The sequence below is a fragment of the Amycolatopsis sp. VS8301801F10 genome (assembly GCF_046195355.1).
In the GTDB taxonomy this organism is placed as follows: Bacteria; Actinomycetota; Actinomycetes; order Mycobacteriales; family Pseudonocardiaceae; genus Amycolatopsis.
The window spans coordinates 8,335,825-8,350,861 of record NZ_CP176065.1 but is presented as its reverse complement, the minus strand read 5'-3'; the positions used below and the strand labels follow the sequence as shown (position 1 = coordinate 8,350,861).

At 71.8% G+C, this 15,037-nt stretch carries 20 protein-coding genes and 1 pseudogene; 13 read left to right on the top strand and 8 right to left on the bottom strand.

Annotation, left to right across the window (positions count from 1 at the left end):
* Positions 1–14 precede the first annotated feature (14 nt).
* Together F9C11_RS38225 and soxR are read right to left on the bottom strand one after the other, a co-directional pair.
* Positions 15–563, bottom strand: coding sequence for an RNA 2'-phosphotransferase (locus F9C11_RS38225; protein WP_409182216.1), 549 nt, complete (start codon positions 561–563; stop codon positions 15–17).
* Positions 564–609: 46 nt separating this feature from the next.
* A complete protein-coding gene (gene soxR / locus F9C11_RS38220) occupies positions 610–1,071 on the bottom strand; it encodes a redox-sensitive transcriptional activator SoxR (protein WP_037713059.1) in 462 nt (153 codons plus the stop codon).
* A gap of 53 nt (positions 1,072–1,124) precedes the next feature.
* Here soxR and F9C11_RS38215 point away from each other — a divergent pair, with 53 nt between their 5' ends.
* Both F9C11_RS38215 and F9C11_RS38210 read left to right on the top strand, forming a co-directional pair.
* Positions 1,125–1,823, top strand: coding sequence for a thiamine pyrophosphate-dependent enzyme (locus tag F9C11_RS38215; protein ID WP_409182215.1), 699 nt, complete (start codon positions 1,125–1,127; stop codon positions 1,821–1,823).
* Positions 1,823–2,713, top strand: a complete 891-nt coding sequence (locus tag F9C11_RS38210) for a transketolase family protein (RefSeq protein ID WP_409182214.1) — start codon at positions 1,823–1,825, stop codon at positions 2,711–2,713. The genes F9C11_RS38215 and F9C11_RS38210 overlap by 1 nt, the downstream gene beginning before the upstream one ends.
* A gap of 33 nt (positions 2,714–2,746) precedes the next feature.
* Here F9C11_RS38210 and F9C11_RS38205 read toward each other — a convergent pair whose 3' ends face one another.
* A complete protein-coding gene (locus F9C11_RS38205; RefSeq protein WP_409182213.1) occupies positions 2,747–2,932 on the bottom strand; it encodes a hypothetical protein in 186 nt (61 codons plus the stop codon).
* Positions 2,933–3,063: 131 nt separating this feature from the next.
* Here F9C11_RS38205 and hisH point away from each other — a divergent pair, with 131 nt between their 5' ends.
* The 3 genes from hisH (at position 3,064) to F9C11_RS38190 (ending at position 5,165) form a co-directional block, all read left to right on the top strand.
* A complete protein-coding gene (gene hisH / locus F9C11_RS38200; RefSeq protein WP_409187070.1) occupies positions 3,064–3,687 on the top strand; it encodes an imidazole glycerol phosphate synthase subunit HisH in 624 nt (207 codons plus the stop codon).
* A 254-nt stretch (positions 3,688–3,941) separates the two neighbouring features.
* Positions 3,942–4,673, top strand: a complete 732-nt coding sequence (gene priA, locus F9C11_RS38195; RefSeq protein ID WP_009074946.1) for a bifunctional 1-(5-phosphoribosyl)-5-((5-phosphoribosylamino)methylideneamino)imidazole-4-carboxamide isomerase/phosphoribosylanthranilate isomerase PriA — start codon at positions 3,942–3,944, stop codon at positions 4,671–4,673.
* Between the two features lie 150 nt (positions 4,674–4,823).
* The gene (locus tag F9C11_RS38190; protein ID WP_409182212.1) at positions 4,824–5,165 is read left to right on the top strand and encodes a DUF1330 domain-containing protein; all 342 of its coding nucleotides are present in this window, start codon (positions 4,824–4,826) and stop codon (positions 5,163–5,165) included.
* Between the two features lies 1 nt (position 5,166).
* Here the strand turns inward: F9C11_RS38190 and F9C11_RS38185 are convergent, their stop codons facing one another.
* Genes F9C11_RS38185 through F9C11_RS38170 form a run of 4 tightly spaced genes read right to left on the bottom strand, consistent with a single transcriptional unit; the run spans position 5,167 to position 7,498 of the window.
* Positions 5,167–5,550, bottom strand: a complete 384-nt coding sequence (locus F9C11_RS38185; protein WP_409182211.1) for a PPOX class F420-dependent oxidoreductase — start codon at positions 5,548–5,550, stop codon at positions 5,167–5,169.
* A gap of 19 nt (positions 5,551–5,569) precedes the next feature.
* Positions 5,570–6,001 (bottom strand): hypothetical protein, encoded by a 432-nt coding sequence (locus F9C11_RS38180; RefSeq protein ID WP_409182210.1) that lies wholly within the window; start codon positions 5,999–6,001, stop codon positions 5,570–5,572.
* 16 nt (positions 6,002–6,017) lie between these two features.
* Positions 6,018–6,986 (bottom strand): hypothetical protein, encoded by a 969-nt coding sequence (locus F9C11_RS38175; RefSeq protein ID WP_409182209.1) that lies wholly within the window; start codon positions 6,984–6,986, stop codon positions 6,018–6,020.
* Entirely contained in the window at positions 6,983–7,498 is a 516-nt protein-coding gene (locus F9C11_RS38170; RefSeq protein WP_409187069.1) for a SigE family RNA polymerase sigma factor, read from the bottom strand. The genes F9C11_RS38175 and F9C11_RS38170 overlap by 4 nt, the downstream gene beginning before the upstream one ends.
* 97 nt (positions 7,499–7,595) lie before the next feature.
* Here F9C11_RS38170 and hisF point away from each other — a divergent pair, with 97 nt between their 5' ends.
* The 3 genes and pseudogenes from hisF (at position 7,596) to F9C11_RS38155 (ending at position 9,089) form a co-directional block, all read left to right on the top strand.
* Positions 7,596–8,369 carry an imidazole glycerol phosphate synthase subunit HisF gene (hisF, locus tag F9C11_RS38165; RefSeq protein ID WP_037369977.1) on the top strand — a complete coding sequence of 258 codons (774 nt, stop codon included), beginning with the start codon at positions 7,596–7,598 and terminating at the stop codon, positions 8,367–8,369.
* Positions 8,366–8,725: a phosphoribosyl-AMP cyclohydrolase gene (gene hisI / locus F9C11_RS38160; protein ID WP_409182208.1), complete on the top strand. Its 360-nt coding sequence runs from the start codon at positions 8,366–8,368 to the stop codon at positions 8,723–8,725. The genes hisF and hisI overlap by 4 nt, the downstream gene beginning before the upstream one ends.
* Positions 8,722–9,089: pseudogene (locus tag F9C11_RS38155) on the top strand (DUF1304 domain-containing protein). The gene hisI and the pseudogene F9C11_RS38155 overlap by 4 nt, the downstream one beginning before the upstream one ends.
* 83 nt (positions 9,090–9,172) lie before the next feature.
* On the opposite strand, the gene F9C11_RS38150 reads toward F9C11_RS38155, so the two are convergent.
* Positions 9,173–9,778, bottom strand: a complete 606-nt coding sequence (locus F9C11_RS38150) for a TetR family transcriptional regulator (RefSeq protein ID WP_409182207.1) — start codon at positions 9,776–9,778, stop codon at positions 9,173–9,175.
* 96 nt (positions 9,779–9,874) lie between these two features.
* Between F9C11_RS38150 and F9C11_RS38145 the strand changes: the two genes are divergently transcribed.
* From F9C11_RS38145 to trpA, 5 genes are all read left to right on the top strand, one after another.
* Positions 9,875–11,437 carry an anthranilate synthase component I gene (locus F9C11_RS38145; protein WP_409182206.1) on the top strand — a complete coding sequence of 521 codons (1,563 nt, stop codon included), beginning with the start codon at positions 9,875–9,877 and terminating at the stop codon, positions 11,435–11,437.
* Positions 11,438–11,522: 85 nt separating this feature from the next.
* Positions 11,523–12,080 carry a Trp biosynthesis-associated membrane protein gene (locus F9C11_RS38140; protein WP_409187068.1) on the top strand — a complete coding sequence of 186 codons (558 nt, stop codon included), beginning with the start codon at positions 11,523–11,525 and terminating at the stop codon, positions 12,078–12,080.
* Positions 12,081–12,200: 120 nt separating this feature from the next.
* A complete protein-coding gene (gene trpC / locus F9C11_RS38135; protein ID WP_409182205.1) occupies positions 12,201–13,010 on the top strand; it encodes an indole-3-glycerol phosphate synthase TrpC in 810 nt (269 codons plus the stop codon).
* Positions 13,007–14,224: a tryptophan synthase subunit beta gene (gene trpB / locus F9C11_RS38130; protein WP_409182204.1), complete on the top strand. Its 1,218-nt coding sequence runs from the start codon at positions 13,007–13,009 to the stop codon at positions 14,222–14,224. Before trpC ends, trpB begins: the two co-directional genes overlap by 4 nt.
* Positions 14,221–15,012, top strand: a complete 792-nt coding sequence (trpA, locus tag F9C11_RS38125; RefSeq protein WP_409182203.1) for a tryptophan synthase subunit alpha — start codon at positions 14,221–14,223, stop codon at positions 15,010–15,012. The genes trpB and trpA overlap by 4 nt, the downstream gene beginning before the upstream one ends.
* The last annotated feature ends 25 nt before the right edge of the window (positions 15,013–15,037 follow it).

Below are 15,037 nucleotides of genomic sequence, written 5' to 3'. Positions count from 1 at the left end.
TGAGCTGGTACGAGCTACTCGGAAACCGTCAGAAATTCCGCCGGAACCGCCGAAGTCAGCCACACCCCGTTGTCGCTCACCTGGAACACGTGCCCGCGTGCGGCCATTTCCGCCGCGGAAACGGTGAGCACCACCGGTTTCCCGTGCCGCGACCCGACTTTCCACGCCGTTTCGCGGGTCGCCGACAAATGCACCGCGTGCCGCTTCATCGGCCGCAGTCCTTCCGCCCGGATTGCCGGGAGGAACCGCGTCGCCGTGCCGTGGAAGAGGATTTCCGGCGGTCGCGCGTCCGGCAATTCCAGGTCCACGCGGACGCTGTGCCCCTGATTGGCGCGGATCAGCGTCCGCGTCTCGTCGAAGGCGAACCGCTGTTTGGCGCAGTTCGCGACGACCTCGTCCAGTTCCGCGCGGCTCACCGGAAACCGGTTGCGGGCCAGTGCCGCCAGGAGTTCGCCGACCGGGACCCAGCCGCCAGGGGAGAGGGTGAGGCCGAGCCCGCCGGGATCGTGGCGCAGGTGCCGGGACAGTCGTTTGGATACTCGGGTTCGATGTTTTTCGTTCATTGCCGCCCGCAGTAACCCACACCGAAGCACTGGCGCGCAACGGAATTCAGATGCCGCCCTCCAGCACCGGGCGGAGCTTGCTGGCCCCGGGGCCGAACCGGGCGAGTTCGTCGTCCGCGTTGTACAGGCCGCAGCTGCGCAGCGAAAGGCAGCCGCAGCCGACGCATCCGGTCAGCCGGTCCCGCAGCCGCTGCAGCGCGTCGATCCGGGCGTCGAGTTCGGTCTGCCATTCGCGCGACAGCCGGGCCCAGTCCGCCTTCGTCGGCGCGTGGTCGGCGGGAAGCGTCTCCAGCGCCGCGCTGATGTCCTCCAGCGACAGCCCGACCCGTTGCGCGGCGCGGATGAACGCGATCCGCCGCAGCACCGAACGCGCGTAGCGGCGCTGGTTGCCCGCCGAGCGCTCGGAGGTGATCAGGCCGCGCTCCTCGTAGAACCGCAGCGCCGTGTGCGGAACGCCGCTGCGTTCCGCGACCTGGCCGATGCTCAGCTTGTCCGCCAACCTCGTCATTGCTTCAGGTTAGCGCTTGACCTTCAGTTTGGTCGAGGTTGCATCGTCGGGGCATGACCACGACGACCTCCGAGCCGGGCTACGCGGACCTGTCCCGGCTGATCTCGCTGATGACCGGTGACGACAAGCACCACGCGGCCGCGGAGTCCACAGTGGACGTCCTGTGGGTGCTGTTCGACCGCGTGCTGGACCTCGGCCCGGACACCGCCCGGCGACCCGGGCGCGACCGGTTCCTGCTGTCCAAGGGGCACGGGCCGATGGCGTACTACGCGGTGCTCGTCGCGAAAGGCTGGCTGGACGAGGACGAACTCGCCGACTGGAGTTCGGCGCGTTCGCGGCTCGGCCACCATCCGGACCGCGTCCGCGCGCCCGGAGTCGAAATCTCCAGCGGCTCGCTCGGGCACGGCTTGCCGATCGCCGTCGGCGCCGCGCTCGGCCTGCGGGCCCGCCGGTTCAGCTCGCGCCTCGTCACGCTGGTCGGCGACGCCGAACTCGACGAGGGCTCCAACCACGAGGCGATCGTCGTCGCCGCGCGGCTCGGACTCGACAAGCTGACCGCGGTCGTGGTGGACAACCAGTCCTCGACACACGGCTGGCCAGGCGGCATCGCGCGCCGCTTCGAAACCGAGGGCTGGGCCGTGCGCACGGTCTCCGGACGCGACCACGAAGCGCTGTACGACGCGTTCACCACCCCTCATCTCGGACGGCCGCTCGCGGTCGTCGCCGTCGTGGAACCGAAAGGCGCGCACTGATGCCGAACATGCGGGACACCTTCCTGGCCGCCGCGGAGGAAATCGTCAACCGCGATCCGGACGTCGCGATCGTCCTCGCCGACATCTCGGCCGCGTCGCTCGCCGAGGCCGCGCGCCGGCATCCGGACCGGGTCGTCAACGTCGGGATCCGCGAGCAGCTGCTGGTGAGCACCGGCGCCGGGCTCGCGCTGGCCGGGCTGCGGCCGATCGTGCACACCTTCAACGCGTTCCTCGTGGAGCGTGCGTTCGAACAGATCAAATTGGACCTCAGCCACCAGGAACTCGGCGCGGTGCTGGTGTCGTACGGCGCTTCCTACGACATGCCGATGGAAGGCCGCACGCACCAAGCGCCCGGGGACGTCGCGCTGATCGACACCCTGCCCGGCTGGTACGTGCACGTGCCCGGCCATCCGGAGGAGGCGCGGCGGCTGCTGCTCGATTCGGTGCCCGGGGACAGCCGGACGTACCTGCGGCTGTCGGCGCAGGAGAACGCGCGGCCGCATCTGGGCGTCGGGCTGCAGACGATCCGCCAGGGCACGCGCGGCGTGGCGATCGCGGTCGGGCCGATGCTGGACCGGGTGCTGCAGGCGGCCGAGGGCATGGACCTGACGGTGCTCTACACCTCGACGGTGCGCCCGTTCGACGCCGAGGGCTTGCGCGCCGCGGTCTCCGGAGTGGCCGATGTCGCGCTGGTGGAGCCGTATCTCAAGGGGACTTCCGCGCATTGCGTCGCCGACGCGCTCGCGGACCGGCCGCACCGGCTGCTGAACCTCGGCACCCGCCGGGACGCCGAGGTGCGGATCTACGGGACGATCGCCGACCACGATCTCGTGCACGGGCTCGACCCGGGTTCGATCGCGTTGTCCTTCAAGGAATTCTTCACCGGATAAGGCGAGATTCCGGCAGCGGGCAACCGCCCGGGGTCACCAGCGGCCGTCGGCGCGCCGCACCGGGTTCGCCGTGCGCGCGGTCGGCCGGCGCGCGAGATCGACCTCCGCGCGGGTCTTCTGCGGCGGGATGATCAGGTCCCTGAACTGCGGGAACGGAACGCTGTCGATGTCTTCCCGCCATGCTTGGAACATCCGGCACAGCAGATCGGACTCGGACATCTCGTCCTCTTTCCGGGTCCGGGGGCGCCGGCGGCGCCCACACATAGCTGGGTGGATACCCGTTCGGGGCGGGAATCAAACGGGGTCGGAACGGATTTCTCCGGGGGGCTACGCTCGGACGCGTGTCTCGTGTGGTGATCCTCGATTACGGTTCCGGAAACCTCCGCTCCGCCGAGCGCGCCGTCGCGCGCGCGGGCGCCGAGGTGGAGGTCACCGCCGATCCGCGGGCCGCGCTCGAGGCCGACGGCCTCGTGGTGCCCGGCGTCGGCGCGTTCTCGGCGTGCATGAGCGGGCTGCTGGGCGTGCACGGGCACCGGATCATCGGCAAGCGGCTGGCCGGCGGCCGTCCGGTGCTGGGCATCTGCGTCGGCATGCAGATCCTGTTCTCGCGCGGCGTCGAGCACGGCGAGGAGACCGAGGGCACCGGCGAATGGCCGGGCACGGTCGAGCGGCTGCACGCCGACGTGCTGCCGCACATGGGCTGGAACACCGTCCGCGCGCCCGCCGATTCGCAGCTGTTCGCCGGGATCGACCCGGAGGAACGGTTCTACTTCGTGCACTCCTACGCGGCGCGGAAGTGGGAGCTGGACTCCGGCCTGTCCGGCCAGCAGCCCAAGGTGACCTGGGCGAACCACGGAGAGGATTTCGTCGCCGCGGTCGAGAACGGGCCGCTGTGGGCGACCCAGTTCCACCCGGAGAAGTCCGGGGACGCCGGGGCGCGGCTGCTGCGGAACTGGCTGGGCACGCTGGCGTAGGCGGGGTTCTGGCCGGACCGGCGGCTGCTGCGGGACTTGCTGGGCAGGCTGGCGTAGCCGGGGTTCTGACCGGACCGGTGGCTGCTGCGGGACTTGCTGGGCACGCTGGCGTAGCCGGAGTTCCGCCCGGACCGGCGGCTGTGCCGCTGCTCACTCCGCCGGCGCCGCCGGACGTCCGCCCAGCTCGCCGCGGCGTCCGGCCGCGCGGACATCCCCCGGAAGGCGCGCCGGGCCCCGCCGCTTAGGCTGTGCGCGTGACTTTCACGCTCCTTCCCGCAGTTGATGTTGCCGACGGCCAGGCGGTCCGACTCGTCCAGGGCGAGGCGGGCACCGAGACCTCCTACGGCAGTCCGCTCGAGGCGGCGCTGCAGTGGCAGCGCGACGGCGCCGAGTGGATCCATCTCGTGGACCTCGACGCGGCGTTCGGCAAGGGCAGCAACCGCGAGCTGCTGGCCGACGTCGTCAAGCGGCTCGACGTGCAGGTGGAGCTGTCCGGCGGCATCCGCGACGACGCGTCGCTCGAGGCGGCGCTGGCCACCGGCGCCCGCCGGGTCAACCTCGGCACCGCGGCGCTCGAGGACCCGGACTGGACGGCGAAGGTCGTCTCCGAGTACGGCGACCGGGTCGCGATCGGGCTCGACGTGCGGATCACCGAGGCCGGGCACCGGCTGTCCGCGCGCGGCTGGACGTCCGACGGCGGAGACCTGTGGGAGGTCCTGGAGCGGCTCGACCGCGACGGGGCCAGCCGGTACGTCGTCACCGACGTGAGCAAGGACGGCACCCTGCGCGGCCCGAACCTCGACCTGCTGCGCGAGGTCACCGCCCGCACCGACGCCCCGGTGATCGCCTCCGGCGGAGTGTCCAGTGTGGACGACCTGCGCGCGCTGGCCGCGCTGGCGTCGGACGGCGTCGAGGGCTCGATCGTCGGGAAGGCGCTGTACGCGGGCGCGTTCACCCTGCCGGAGGCTCTCGCCGCGGTCCGCTGACGGCGGGAATCGTTGCCGCGCAACGAAACTTCGGGACCCCGGCCAGCGTTTCCCGCGGGCGGACGATTACCCGCGAAGTAATCGACTCCATGCACCGGCGCGGACAGGATGAGTTGGCAGGCAACGAAATCCGTCCCGAGGAGCGCCGACATGACCGCCTACGCCATCGCCCACCTGCGCCAGCCCGGAACCGTGGACGCCGAGGTCTGCGAGTACCTGGAGCTGATCCAGGCGACGCTCGACCCGTTCGGGGGCCGGTTCCTGGTTCACGGCGGACAGACCCGCGTGCTGGAAGGCAGCTGGCCGGGCGCGACCGTCGTGCTCGAATTCCCCGATTTCGCCGCCGCCGAGGCGTGGTACGAATCGGCGGACTACCGCAAGATCCTGCCGCTGCGCACCGACCACTTGGTGGGCGACGTGATCCTGGCCGACGGCTGCGGTCCGGACCACGATTCGGCCGCGATGGCCGCTCGTCTCCGCGCGGCAGCGTGACTTATCCGGCGAGTTTGACCGCGATCCCGATCGTCCGTTCCGGCCCGCCGCGGAGGCGGCTGAAGAACATCGTCACCCGGCCGACGAGGCCGTAGTCCCGGGCGATGACGCCGCGGATGCGTTCGGTGCCGGCGGCGTCGAGCAGCCGGGCGGTTCCGTGCACTTCGGCGCCGTGCACGCGGCGGCCGCGGACGTCGCACGCTTGCAGGCGAACTTCGCTGTTGTTGCGGATCCGCTTGACCTTGCCCGCGTTGCGTTCCGAGAACAGCACGAGTTCGTCGCCGTCGCGGGAAGCCCATACCGGGGTCGGGACCGCGCGGCCGTCGCGGCGGAAAGTGGTCAGCACGACGTACTTCTCGGCGCCGAGACGCTCCAGTTCGGACATAGCCCTACGGTAGACGGCGTCACGATCCTTGGCAGCGGTCGGCGGGCGGAGAGCCGGGCGTCGTCGGCACCGCGACCGACGTGCCGTGGTCAGCCACCTTTTCCAGCACCGCGTGGGTCGCCGCCACATAGCCCCAGGTGAACAGGACCACCACGGCCGTGCACAAGCCGAGGGCCGCCTTTCGCGCCCGGATCCGCCCGAGCAGCACCGAAATCCCGGCTCCGGCGAGAAGGAACAGCACCAGGGAACTGACCTGCCACAGCGTCACGCCCAACCCGGACCACGGCACGAGAGAGCGCAACCGGCAGGTCAGCTGCTCGCCCGCGGTGAGCTGCGCGAGATAGTTGGCTCCGACGCACCAAGCCACCAGCACGGCGATGACCGCGGCGCCGACGCCGACCGCGTACGCCGCTCGCGCGAGCGTGCTCCGAGACTCCCCCAGTTCGGACATGGGCTCACGGTAGCGGTCAGCGGGTGCCGAGCCATCCGTATTCCGGTGCCGAATCGAGCACGATCCCGTCCGCCACCGCGACGAGCTGCTCGCGCGGCAACCGGCCGGAAACGGTCAGCCAGCGTCCGGACGACAGCCGCACGGCGACCAGCGCGTCGGCCGGTCCGGCGGCGGGCACGTAAGCCCCGGGGAGACCGCGAACCTGCACCGGCCCGGCCGCGCCGAGCGCGGGGGAGCTGCCACCGAGCTGCACGCGCACCTTGCCGCTCGGGCCGCTCGCGTCGAGCACGGTCGTCGCGTCGTCGGCACTGCTGCCGCGCACCGTCGTGGCCTCTTCGTGAAGACCGGCGGGCAGCGGCCCGAACCGTGCCTCGCCGCGGACCCGGACCGGCTCGACGGTCACGGACTCGGCGACTTGCTCGGCCGTCGCGCGCGCGTCCGGGACGCCTTCGACCTTGGCGGTCAGCACGTAGCGGTGGTCCGGCATCCAGGTCAGCGTGGCGATCGTGTCGGTCGGGCCGGTCACCATGCCGACCCGGCCGTGCACCACGACCTGGTCCCGCACCGCCGAGATGCGCAGTGCGGTCTGGGCCCATTCCGGATCGGCCGTGGAATGCGCCGCGAGTTCCACCCGGCTCGCGCCGGACTGCCATTGCCGCACCTGCGCGGTGGTCCCGGGCCCGCCGGAGCGGTACTGCTCGGTGAAGCCGTCCGGCAGCCAGCCCGGCGTGTACGCGAGCACCGGCCGTCCGGCGGCCGACGAGAGCTGCGCGGGTGCTTCGGTGACCGTGTCGACCACCAGCGGCACCCCGGCGGCGACCGCGATCACCGCGGCGGCCGCGGCGACGAGCGCGAGGCGAGGACGGCGTCGGCGCTGGCGGGCCCGCGCGAGCGCGTTGAGCACCTGGTGGCCGTCCGGCGCCCGCTCGGCGAGCCGTTCGAGGCTGTCGCGCAGCAGCGTCTCGGTCTCGTTCGAGGGGGTCATTCTCCTGCTCCGGTGGTGAGGGCGGGCGGCAACGACGGCAGGCTGGCGCGCAGCGTCTCCAGCGCGCGCGAGATCTGGCTGCGCACGGTCGAGACGCCGCAGCGGAGGAAATCGGCGATTTCGGCGTCGGTGTAGTTCTCGTAGTAGCGCAGGACGACCGCGGCGCGCTGTTTCCGCGGCAGGGTGGCCAGCAGGGCGAGCATTTCGTCGCGTTCGTCGTAGGCGGTGCTGGGATCGGCGGTCGGCGGGCCGAGCGCGTCGAGCACCGTGTGGTTCGACGGCACCACGCGGCGGGCGGCGCGGCGGCGCCACGAGAGGTACTCGTTGGTGATCATCCGGCGGACGTAGGTGGGCGGCGAATCGATCTTCGACCAGCGTTCCTGCGCGCGCAGGAGCACGTCCTGCACGATGTCCTGCGCCAGGTGCGGGTCGTTGGCGAGGACAGTCGCGTAGCGCAGCAGCCCGTCGAGGCGCTCCGCCACGAACTCGTCGAAACCGGTGGTCACGATCATCAGACGCGCGAGCACCCGGTTTTGATGCTTCGGATCCGGAATGAGTGACGAAGCCGTGGCGGCGGGCTTGACCGGGCGGCCGACTAGGCTGGACGGCATGGCTGTGGCGGTTCGGGTGATTCCCTGTCTCGACGTCGACGCGGGCCGGGTCGTGAAGGGCGTCAACTTCGCCGACCTGCGCGACGCGGGCGACCCGGTGGAGCTCGCGCGGCGGTACGACGCCGAAGGCGCCGACGAGCTGACCTTCCTCGACGTCACCGCGTCCTCCGGGGACCGCGAAACCACCTTCGACGTGGTCCGCCGCACCGCCGAGCAGGTCTTCATCCCGCTGACCGTCGGCGGCGGCGTGCGCTCGACCGACGACGTCAACCGGCTGCTGCGCACGGGCGCGGACAAGGTGAGCATCAACACGGCCGCGATCGCGCGCCCGGAGCTGCTGCGCGAGGCGTCGCGCCGGTTCGGGGCGCAGTGCGTCGTGCTGTCCGTCGACGCGCGGCGGGTGCCGGAAGGCAGCGAACCGACCGCGTCCGGCTTCGAGGTGACCACGCACGGCGGCCGGCGCGGCACCGGCATCGACGCGGTGGAGTGGGCCGCGCGCGGCGAGGAACTCGGCGTCGGCGAAGTGCTGCTCAACTCGATGGACGCGGACGGCACCAAAACCGGCTTCGACCTCGAGCTGATCGGCCTGGTCCGCAAGGCGGTCCGGGTCCCGGTGATCGCCAGCGGCGGCGCGGGCGCGACCGAGCACTTCCTGCCCGCCGTGGAAGCCGGCGCGGACGCGGTGCTCGCGGCGAGCGTATTCCACTTCGGACAGTTGACGATCGGCGACGTGAAGGGCGCGCTGCGCACCGGAGGGGTGGTCGTGCGATGAGCCTCGCGCCGGAAATCTCCGCTCGGCTGAAGCGCAACGCGGACGGCCTGATCGCCGCGGTCGTGGTGGACCACGCGACGTCCGACGTGCTGATGATGGCCTGGATGAACGACGACGCGCTGGAATCCACGCTGACCACCCGCCGCGGCACGTACTGGTCGCGCAGCAGGCAGGAACTGTGGGTGAAGGGCGAGACCTCGGGGCACGTCCAGCACGTCCGCGAAGTCCGCATCGACTGCGACGGCGACACCGTGCTGCTGCGGGTGGACCAGACCGGCCCGGCGTGCCACACCGGAACGCACACGTGCTTCGACACCGGCGACCGGCTGCTGCTCGCGGACGAGAGCGCGGCGTGACCGTCGTCGCGAACGTGCTGATCGGGCTGGTCGCCCTGATCCACCTGTACATCGTGGTGCTGGAGATGGCCCTGTGGACCACGCCGAGGGCGCGCGCGGCGTTCGGCACCACCGAGGAATTCGCCCGCGAGAGCAAGACGCTGGCGGCGAACCAGGGGCTGTACAACGGATTCCTGGCCGCCGCGCTGATCTGGGGTGGGGCCTCATCGCCGCGGACCCGGCGGGCTTCCAGCTGAAGCTGTACGGCCTGGCGTGCGTGATCGTGGCCGGTCTGTACGGGGCCGTGACGTCTTCGAAGCGGATCCTGCTCGTGCAGGTGCTGCCCGGCGGGCTCGCGCTGCTCTTCCTGCTGCTGTCGCGCTGAGCCTCACGAGGGCGGTTGAGGCTGGTGGGGAGGTTGTGAGTGGCAATCCCGGTTCTAACCGTGATCAGCACTCACGAGGGCAGCTAGTCGATGTCCCCGGTGAGATAACGCTGCAAAGTCGGTGCCACCGCCGCGATCAGGGTGTCCGCCTCCGCCTCCACCATCGGCGGGAACCGGGCCACGTACCGGACCAGTCCCATTCCCACCAGCTGCGAAGCGCACAACGCCACCCGCAGTTCGCGCCGGTCGCCGCCCAGGTCGCTCAGCAGGCTGGTGAAGAACTGCAGGAAGAACTCGCGCAGCACGGTGCTCGCCGCCTCGTGTCCGGCGATGCTGCGGATCAGCGCCTGGAACGTGTCGCCGCCCGCGCCGTCCCAGCGGGTCAGGAAAGTGCGCGCGATCCGGACGCCCAGTTCGTCGACCGGGCCGTCGCGCAGGACCGTGACCAGTTCCGCCGGTTCGAACGGCAGCTTCAGCACCGCTTGCGCGAACAGGCCCTCCTTGCCGCCGAACCAGTGGTTGACCATGGCCGCGTCGACGCCGGCGCGCGCGGCGATCGAGCGGACCGTCGCGCGTTCGTAGCCGTTCTCGGCGAACACCGCGCGGGCGGCTTCGAGCAGCACCGCGCGGGTGTCCTGACCAGCGGGGCGGCGGCCGCGGCGGCGCGAGGTAGTGTCTTCGGTGCTCACCGGACCATCTTGACCGGTGGCCGCCTCGAATTCAACAGTCATTGAATTGAGAGCCCGCTGACCGGCTGACCCGGCCGTAGCGGCACAATGAGGCGCATGGTCAGCTCAGCAGCCACGTCCCCGGCCGGGCCCGGCCCGGTCAGCCCGTCCCGCGCCGAGTTCCGCGCGCTGGCCGAGAGCCGCCGCGTGATCCCGGTGGTGCGCCGGGTGCTCGCCGACGGCGAGACCCCGCTGGGGATCTACCGGAAGCTCGCCGCCGACCGGCCCGGCACGTTCCTCTTCGAATCGGCCGAGAACGGGAAGTCGTGGTCGCGCTGGTCGTTCGTCGGCGTGCGCAGCCCGGCCGCGCTGACCGTGCGCGACGGCAAGGCGGTCTGGACCGGCACCCCGCCGGACAACCTGCCGGCCGAGGGCGACCCGCTGCAGGTGCTGCGCGCGACCGTCGAGGCGCTGCACACCGAACCGCTGCCCGGCCTGCCCCCGCTGACCGGCGGGATGGTCGGCTACCTCGGCTACGATTCCGTGCGCTGGCTGGAAAAGCTGCCCGAGCTGGCCGAACGGGACCTCGACATCCCCGAGCTGACCATGCTGCTCGCCACCGATCTCGCCGCGTTCGACCACCACGAGGGCACCGTCACGCTGATCGCCAACGCGGTCAACTGGGACGACTCCGCCGAACGCGTGGACGCCGCCTACGACGACGCGCTGGCCCGGCTGTCGGCGATGACCGAGCAGCTGCGGGTGCCCGCGCCGCCGACGGTCGCGACGTTCGACCGGCCCGCGCCGGAGTTCCGCCGCCACCGCAGCAAGGAGGACTTCCACGCGGCCGTCGACAAGGCGGTCGAGGCGATCAAGGCCGGCGAAGCGTTCCAGGTCGTGCCGTCGCAACGGTTCGAGATCGAGACCGGGGCCGACGCGCTCGACGTGTACCGCGTGCTCCGCACCTCCAACCCGAGCCCGTACATGTACCTGCTGCGGCTGGAGGGCTTCGACATCGTCGGCTCCAGCCCGGAATCGCTGGTGACCGTCCGCGACGGCCGCGCCACCACGCATCCCATCGCGGGCACCCGCTGGCGCGGCGCGGACCCGGAGGAGGACGCGCAGCTGGCCAAGGACCTGCTCGCGGACGAGAAGGAGCGCGCCGAGCACCTGATGCTCGTCGACCTCGGCCGCAACGACCTCGGCAAGGTCTGCAAACCGGGCACCGTGCACGTGGTCGACTTCTTCCAGATCGAGCGCTACAGCCACGTCATGCACATCGTGTCCACGGTGACCGGCGAGCTGAAAGACGACGCCACGGCGTTCGACGCGGTCGCGGCCTGCTTCCCGGCGGGCACTCTGTCCGGCGCGCCGAAGGTCCGGGCGATGCAGCTGATCGAGGAACTGGAACCGGTGCGCCGCGCGCTGTACGGCGGCGTGGTCGGCTACCTGGACTTCGCCGGCGACGCGGACACGGCGATCGCCATCCGCACCGCGCTGATGCGCGACGGGACCGCGTACGTGCAGGCGGGCGGCGGCGTGGTCGCGGACTCGGTCCCGGACTACGAGGACACCGAATCGCTCAACAAGGCCCGCACCGTGCTGTCCGCGATCGCCGCGGCGGGCACGATGATCCCGGCGGGGGAGCTGGACCCGGCTGAGGACGCGGCCGGTGTCTGAGCGGTCCGGGGAGGCGGAACCGGCGCGAAGCGCGGAAGCCGCCGGGAAGTCGCCGGACGCGGAGGAATCCGCTGCCGCGGCACCGGTGGACAACGGGAAAGCGCGCCGTCCACTGTGGACGATCATCCTCGCGCTCCTGCTCGGCGCGCTGGCGCTGTGGGGCGCGTCCCGGATGGTGTGGTTCGCCGAATTCCGCGACGAGGGCGTGCGCGGCACCGTCCTGCACACCGTACTCGGCGAACAGCGCGCCACCGCGCTCGTGCCGCTCGCGATCCTCGCGCTGGCGGGCGTCGCCGGGGCTGTCGCGACCGGCGGCTGGCTGCGCCGGGTGCTCGGGATCGTGCTGGTGCTCGCCGGTGCGGCGGGCGTCTGGACGGGCGTCGACGGGATCAAGTTCGGCGGGTTCGCGCCCGGGCTGCCCGGCACGGAGATCGTGCTCGGCCACCTGCTCGCGGTGCTGGGCGGAATTCTTGTCGCGCTCGGCGGGTTGGCAGCGATCAAGTGGGCGGGCGCCGCGCGCAAGCTCGGGGCCCGTTACGCCGCGCCGGGGGCCAGAGCCGCGCGCAAGGATCCGGACACCGAGCTGTGGGAGGCGCTGTCGGAGGGGGACGACCCGACCGACGGCGGGGATCCGCGGCGCTGAGCAACCCGGAACCGGCCGGTCATCGAGCGGGGGTTAGCATCGTTTCGGCGGGAAGGGGAAGGTTTTTGTGAGCGAGCTTGCGAGTGGACCCAGGAGTGCGGCAGCGAGTAGGGGCGTCCGATGAGCGTGCTCGAAGACATCGTCGCCGGCGTGCGCGAGGACCTCGCGCAGCGGGAATCCGCGCTGCCGTTCGACGAACTGAAGGCCAGGGCGGCCAAGGCCGCGCCGCCGCGTGACGTGATGGCGGCCCTGCGCGAATCCGGCATCGGCGTGATCGCCGAGGTGAAGCGGCGCAGCCCGTCCAAGGGCGAGCTGGCCGCGATCCCCGACCCGGCCGCGCTGGCCCGCGACTACGAGGACGCCGGCGCGCGCGTGATCAGCGTGCTCACCGAGCAGCGCCGCTTCGGCGGCTCGCTCGCCGACCTCGACGCGGTGCGCGCCGCGGTCGACATTCCCGTGCTGCGCAAGGACTTCATCGTCAGCCCGTACCAGGTGCACGAGGCCCGGCTGCACGGCGCGGACATGGTCCTGCTGATCGTCGCCGCGCTGGAGCAGAACGCGCTCGCCGCGCTGCTCGACCGCGTCGAATCGCTCGGCATGACCGCGCTCGTGGAGATCCACAACGCCGAGGAGGCCGACCGCGCGCTCGAAGCGGGCGCGAAGGTCATCGGCGTCAACGCGCGCAACCTGCACACCCTCGAAGTGGACCGCGACGTGTTCTCCCGCCTCGCGCCCGGCCTGCCGATGGACGTGTTCAAGGTCGCCGAGTCCGGCGTCCGCGGCCCCGGCGACCTGATGTCGTACGCCGGGCACGGCGCGGACGCGGTGCTCGTCGGCGAGGGCCTGGTGGCCTCCGGCGACCCGAAGGGCGCGGTCGTCAAGCTCGTCACCGCCGGTTCGCACCCCGCCTGCCCGAGGCCGTCGCGGTGACCGAGCGCGGCAAGCACGATCCGGACGAACGCGGCTACTACGGCCCGTACGGCGGCCGGTTCATGCCGGAGGCGCTGATCGGCGTGGTCGACGAGGTCGCGGCGGAGTACGAGAAGGCCCGCCACGACCCCGAATTCACCGCCGAGCTGAACCGGCTGCTCACCGAGTACGCGGGCCGCCCGTCGCTGCTGACCGAGGCCAAGCGGTTCGGCGAGCACGCCGGCGGCGCGCGGGTATTCCTCAAGCGCGAGGACCTCAACCACACCGGTTCGCACAAGATCAACAACGTGCTGGGCCAGGCGCTGCTCACGGTGCGGATGGGAAAGAAGCGCGTCATCGCGGAGACCGGCGCGGGCCAGCACGGCGTCGCGACGGCCACCGCGTGCGCGCTGCTCGGCCTCGACTGCGTCGTGTACATGGGCGAGGTCGACACCGAACGGCAGTCGCTGAACGTCGCGCGGATGAAGCTGCTCGGCGCCGAGGTCGTGCCGGTGAAAACCGGGTCGCGCACGCTCAAGGACGCGATCAACGAGGCGCTGCGCGACTGGGTCACCAACGCCGACACCACGCACTACCTCTTCGGCACCGCCGCCGGTCCGTCGCCGTTCCCGATGATGGTGCGCAATTTCCACCACGTCATCGGCGAGGAGGCGCGGGCGCAGATCCTGGAGAAGGCCGGCCGGCTGCCGGACGTCGTCGCGGCGTGCGTCGGCGGCGGGTCCAACGCGATCGGCATCTTCTCCGGCTTCTACGACGACCCGTCGGTGCGGCTGGTCGGCCTCGAGCCGGGCGGCGAGGGCATCGAGGGCAACCGGCACGGCGCGACGCTCACCAAGGGCAGCCCGGGCAACCTGCACGGCGCGATGTCGTACCTGCTGCAGGACGAGGACGGCCAGACGGTCGAATCGCATTCGATCTCGGCGGGCCTCGACTACCCGGGCGTCGGCCCGGAGCACGCGTGGCTCAAGGACTCCGGCCGCGCCGAGTACCGCCCGGTCACCGACGCGGCGGCGATGGACGCGTTCCGGCTGCTGTCGCGCACCGAGGGCATCATCCCGGCGATCGAATCGGCGCACGCGCTCGCCGGGGCCCTGGAACTGGGCCGCGAGCTGGGCCCGGAGGGGCTGATCGTGGTCAACCTGTCCGGCCGGGGCGACAAGGACATGGACACCGCGGCCCGCTGGTTCGGGCTCGTGGACGGGGAGGGCAAGTGAGCGGCCTCGACGAGCTGTTCGCGGCGACGCGGGCGGAACACCGGGCCGCGCTGGTCGGCTACCTGCCCGCCGGCTTCCCGTCCGTGGACGGTTCGAAAGACCTGCTGGCCGCGACCCTCGACGGCGGAGCGGACCTGGTCGAAGTCGGCGTCCCGTACTCCGACCCGGTCATGGACGGCCCCACCATCCAGGCGGCCGCCGAAGCGGCGCTGGCCAGCGGATTCCGGCTGAAGCAGCTGTTCGAGGTCGTGGAATCGGTCTCCGCGCGCGGCGGCCGCGCTGTGGTGATGACGTACTGGAACCCGGTGCACCGCTACGGGGTGGACGCGTTCGCCCGCGACCTGGCCGCGGCCGGGGGCCTGGGCTTGATCACGCCGGACCTGATCCCGGACGAGGCCGACGAGTGGATCGCCGCGTCCGAGACGCACGGACTGGACCGGATCTTCCTGGTCGCGCCGTCGTCGTCGGAGGAACGCCTGGCGAAGACCACGGCGGCGTCGTCGGGCTTCGTGTACGCGACCGCGGTGATGGGCGTGACGGGCGCCCGCGACGCGGTGGGCGTGCACGCGGAGGACCTGGTGCGGCGGACCCGCGAGCACACGGAGCTGCCGATCGGCGTGGGCCTCGGAGTGCGGTCGCGCGAGCAGGCCGCGCAGGTGGCCGGGTTCGCGGACGCGGTGATCGTCGGATCGGCGCTGGTCACCGCCGCGGCGGACGGTCCGGACGGGGTGGCGAAGCTGGCTGCGGAGCTGGCGAAGGGCGTGCGCGAGGCGGTCGCTCCGGCCTGATCCCGGGTCGAGGGCCGGAAACTGT

Excerpts from the sequence above, each read along its gene's own strand:
- F9C11_RS38205 (WP_409182213.1), bottom strand. The coding sequence starts at position 2,932 with ATGTCCGAGTCCGATCTGCTGTGCCGGATGTTCCAAGCATGGCGGGAA.
- F9C11_RS38190 (WP_409182212.1), top strand. The coding sequence starts at position 4,824 with ATGACCGCCTACGCCATCGCCCACCTGCGCCAGCCCGGAACCGTGGAC.
- hisF (WP_037369977.1), top strand. The coding sequence starts at position 7,596 with ATGGCTGTGGCGGTTCGGGTGATTCCCTGTCTCGACGTCGACGCGGGC.
- F9C11_RS38210 (WP_409182214.1), top strand. The coding sequence starts at position 1,823 with ATGCCGAACATGCGGGACACCTTCCTGGCCGCCGCGGAGGAAATCGTC.
- trpC (WP_409182205.1), top strand. The coding sequence starts at position 12,201 with ATGAGCGTGCTCGAAGACATCGTCGCCGGCGTGCGCGAGGACCTCGCG.
- soxR (WP_037713059.1), bottom strand. The coding sequence starts at position 1,071 with ATGACGAGGTTGGCGGACAAGCTGAGCATCGGCCAGGTCGCGGAACGC.
- F9C11_RS38175 (WP_409182209.1), bottom strand. The coding sequence starts at position 6,986 with ATGACCCCCTCGAACGAGACCGAGACGCTGCTGCGCGACAGCCTCGAA.
- F9C11_RS38185 (WP_409182211.1), bottom strand. The coding sequence starts at position 5,550 with ATGTCCGAACTGGAGCGTCTCGGCGCCGAGAAGTACGTCGTGCTGACC.
- hisI (WP_409182208.1), top strand. The coding sequence starts at position 8,366 with ATGAGCCTCGCGCCGGAAATCTCCGCTCGGCTGAAGCGCAACGCGGAC.
- F9C11_RS38215 (WP_409182215.1), top strand. The coding sequence starts at position 1,125 with ATGACCACGACGACCTCCGAGCCGGGCTACGCGGACCTGTCCCGGCTG.
- F9C11_RS38180 (WP_409182210.1), bottom strand. The coding sequence starts at position 6,001 with ATGTCCGAACTGGGGGAGTCTCGGAGCACGCTCGCGCGAGCGGCGTAC.
- F9C11_RS38145 (WP_409182206.1), top strand. The coding sequence starts at position 9,875 with ATGGTCAGCTCAGCAGCCACGTCCCCGGCCGGGCCCGGCCCGGTCAGC.
- F9C11_RS38170 (WP_409187069.1), bottom strand. The coding sequence starts at position 7,498 with ATGATCGTGACCACCGGTTTCGACGAGTTCGTGGCGGAGCGCCTCGAC.
- F9C11_RS38225 (WP_409182216.1), bottom strand. The coding sequence starts at position 563 with ATGAACGAAAAACATCGAACCCGAGTATCCAAACGACTGTCCCGGCAC.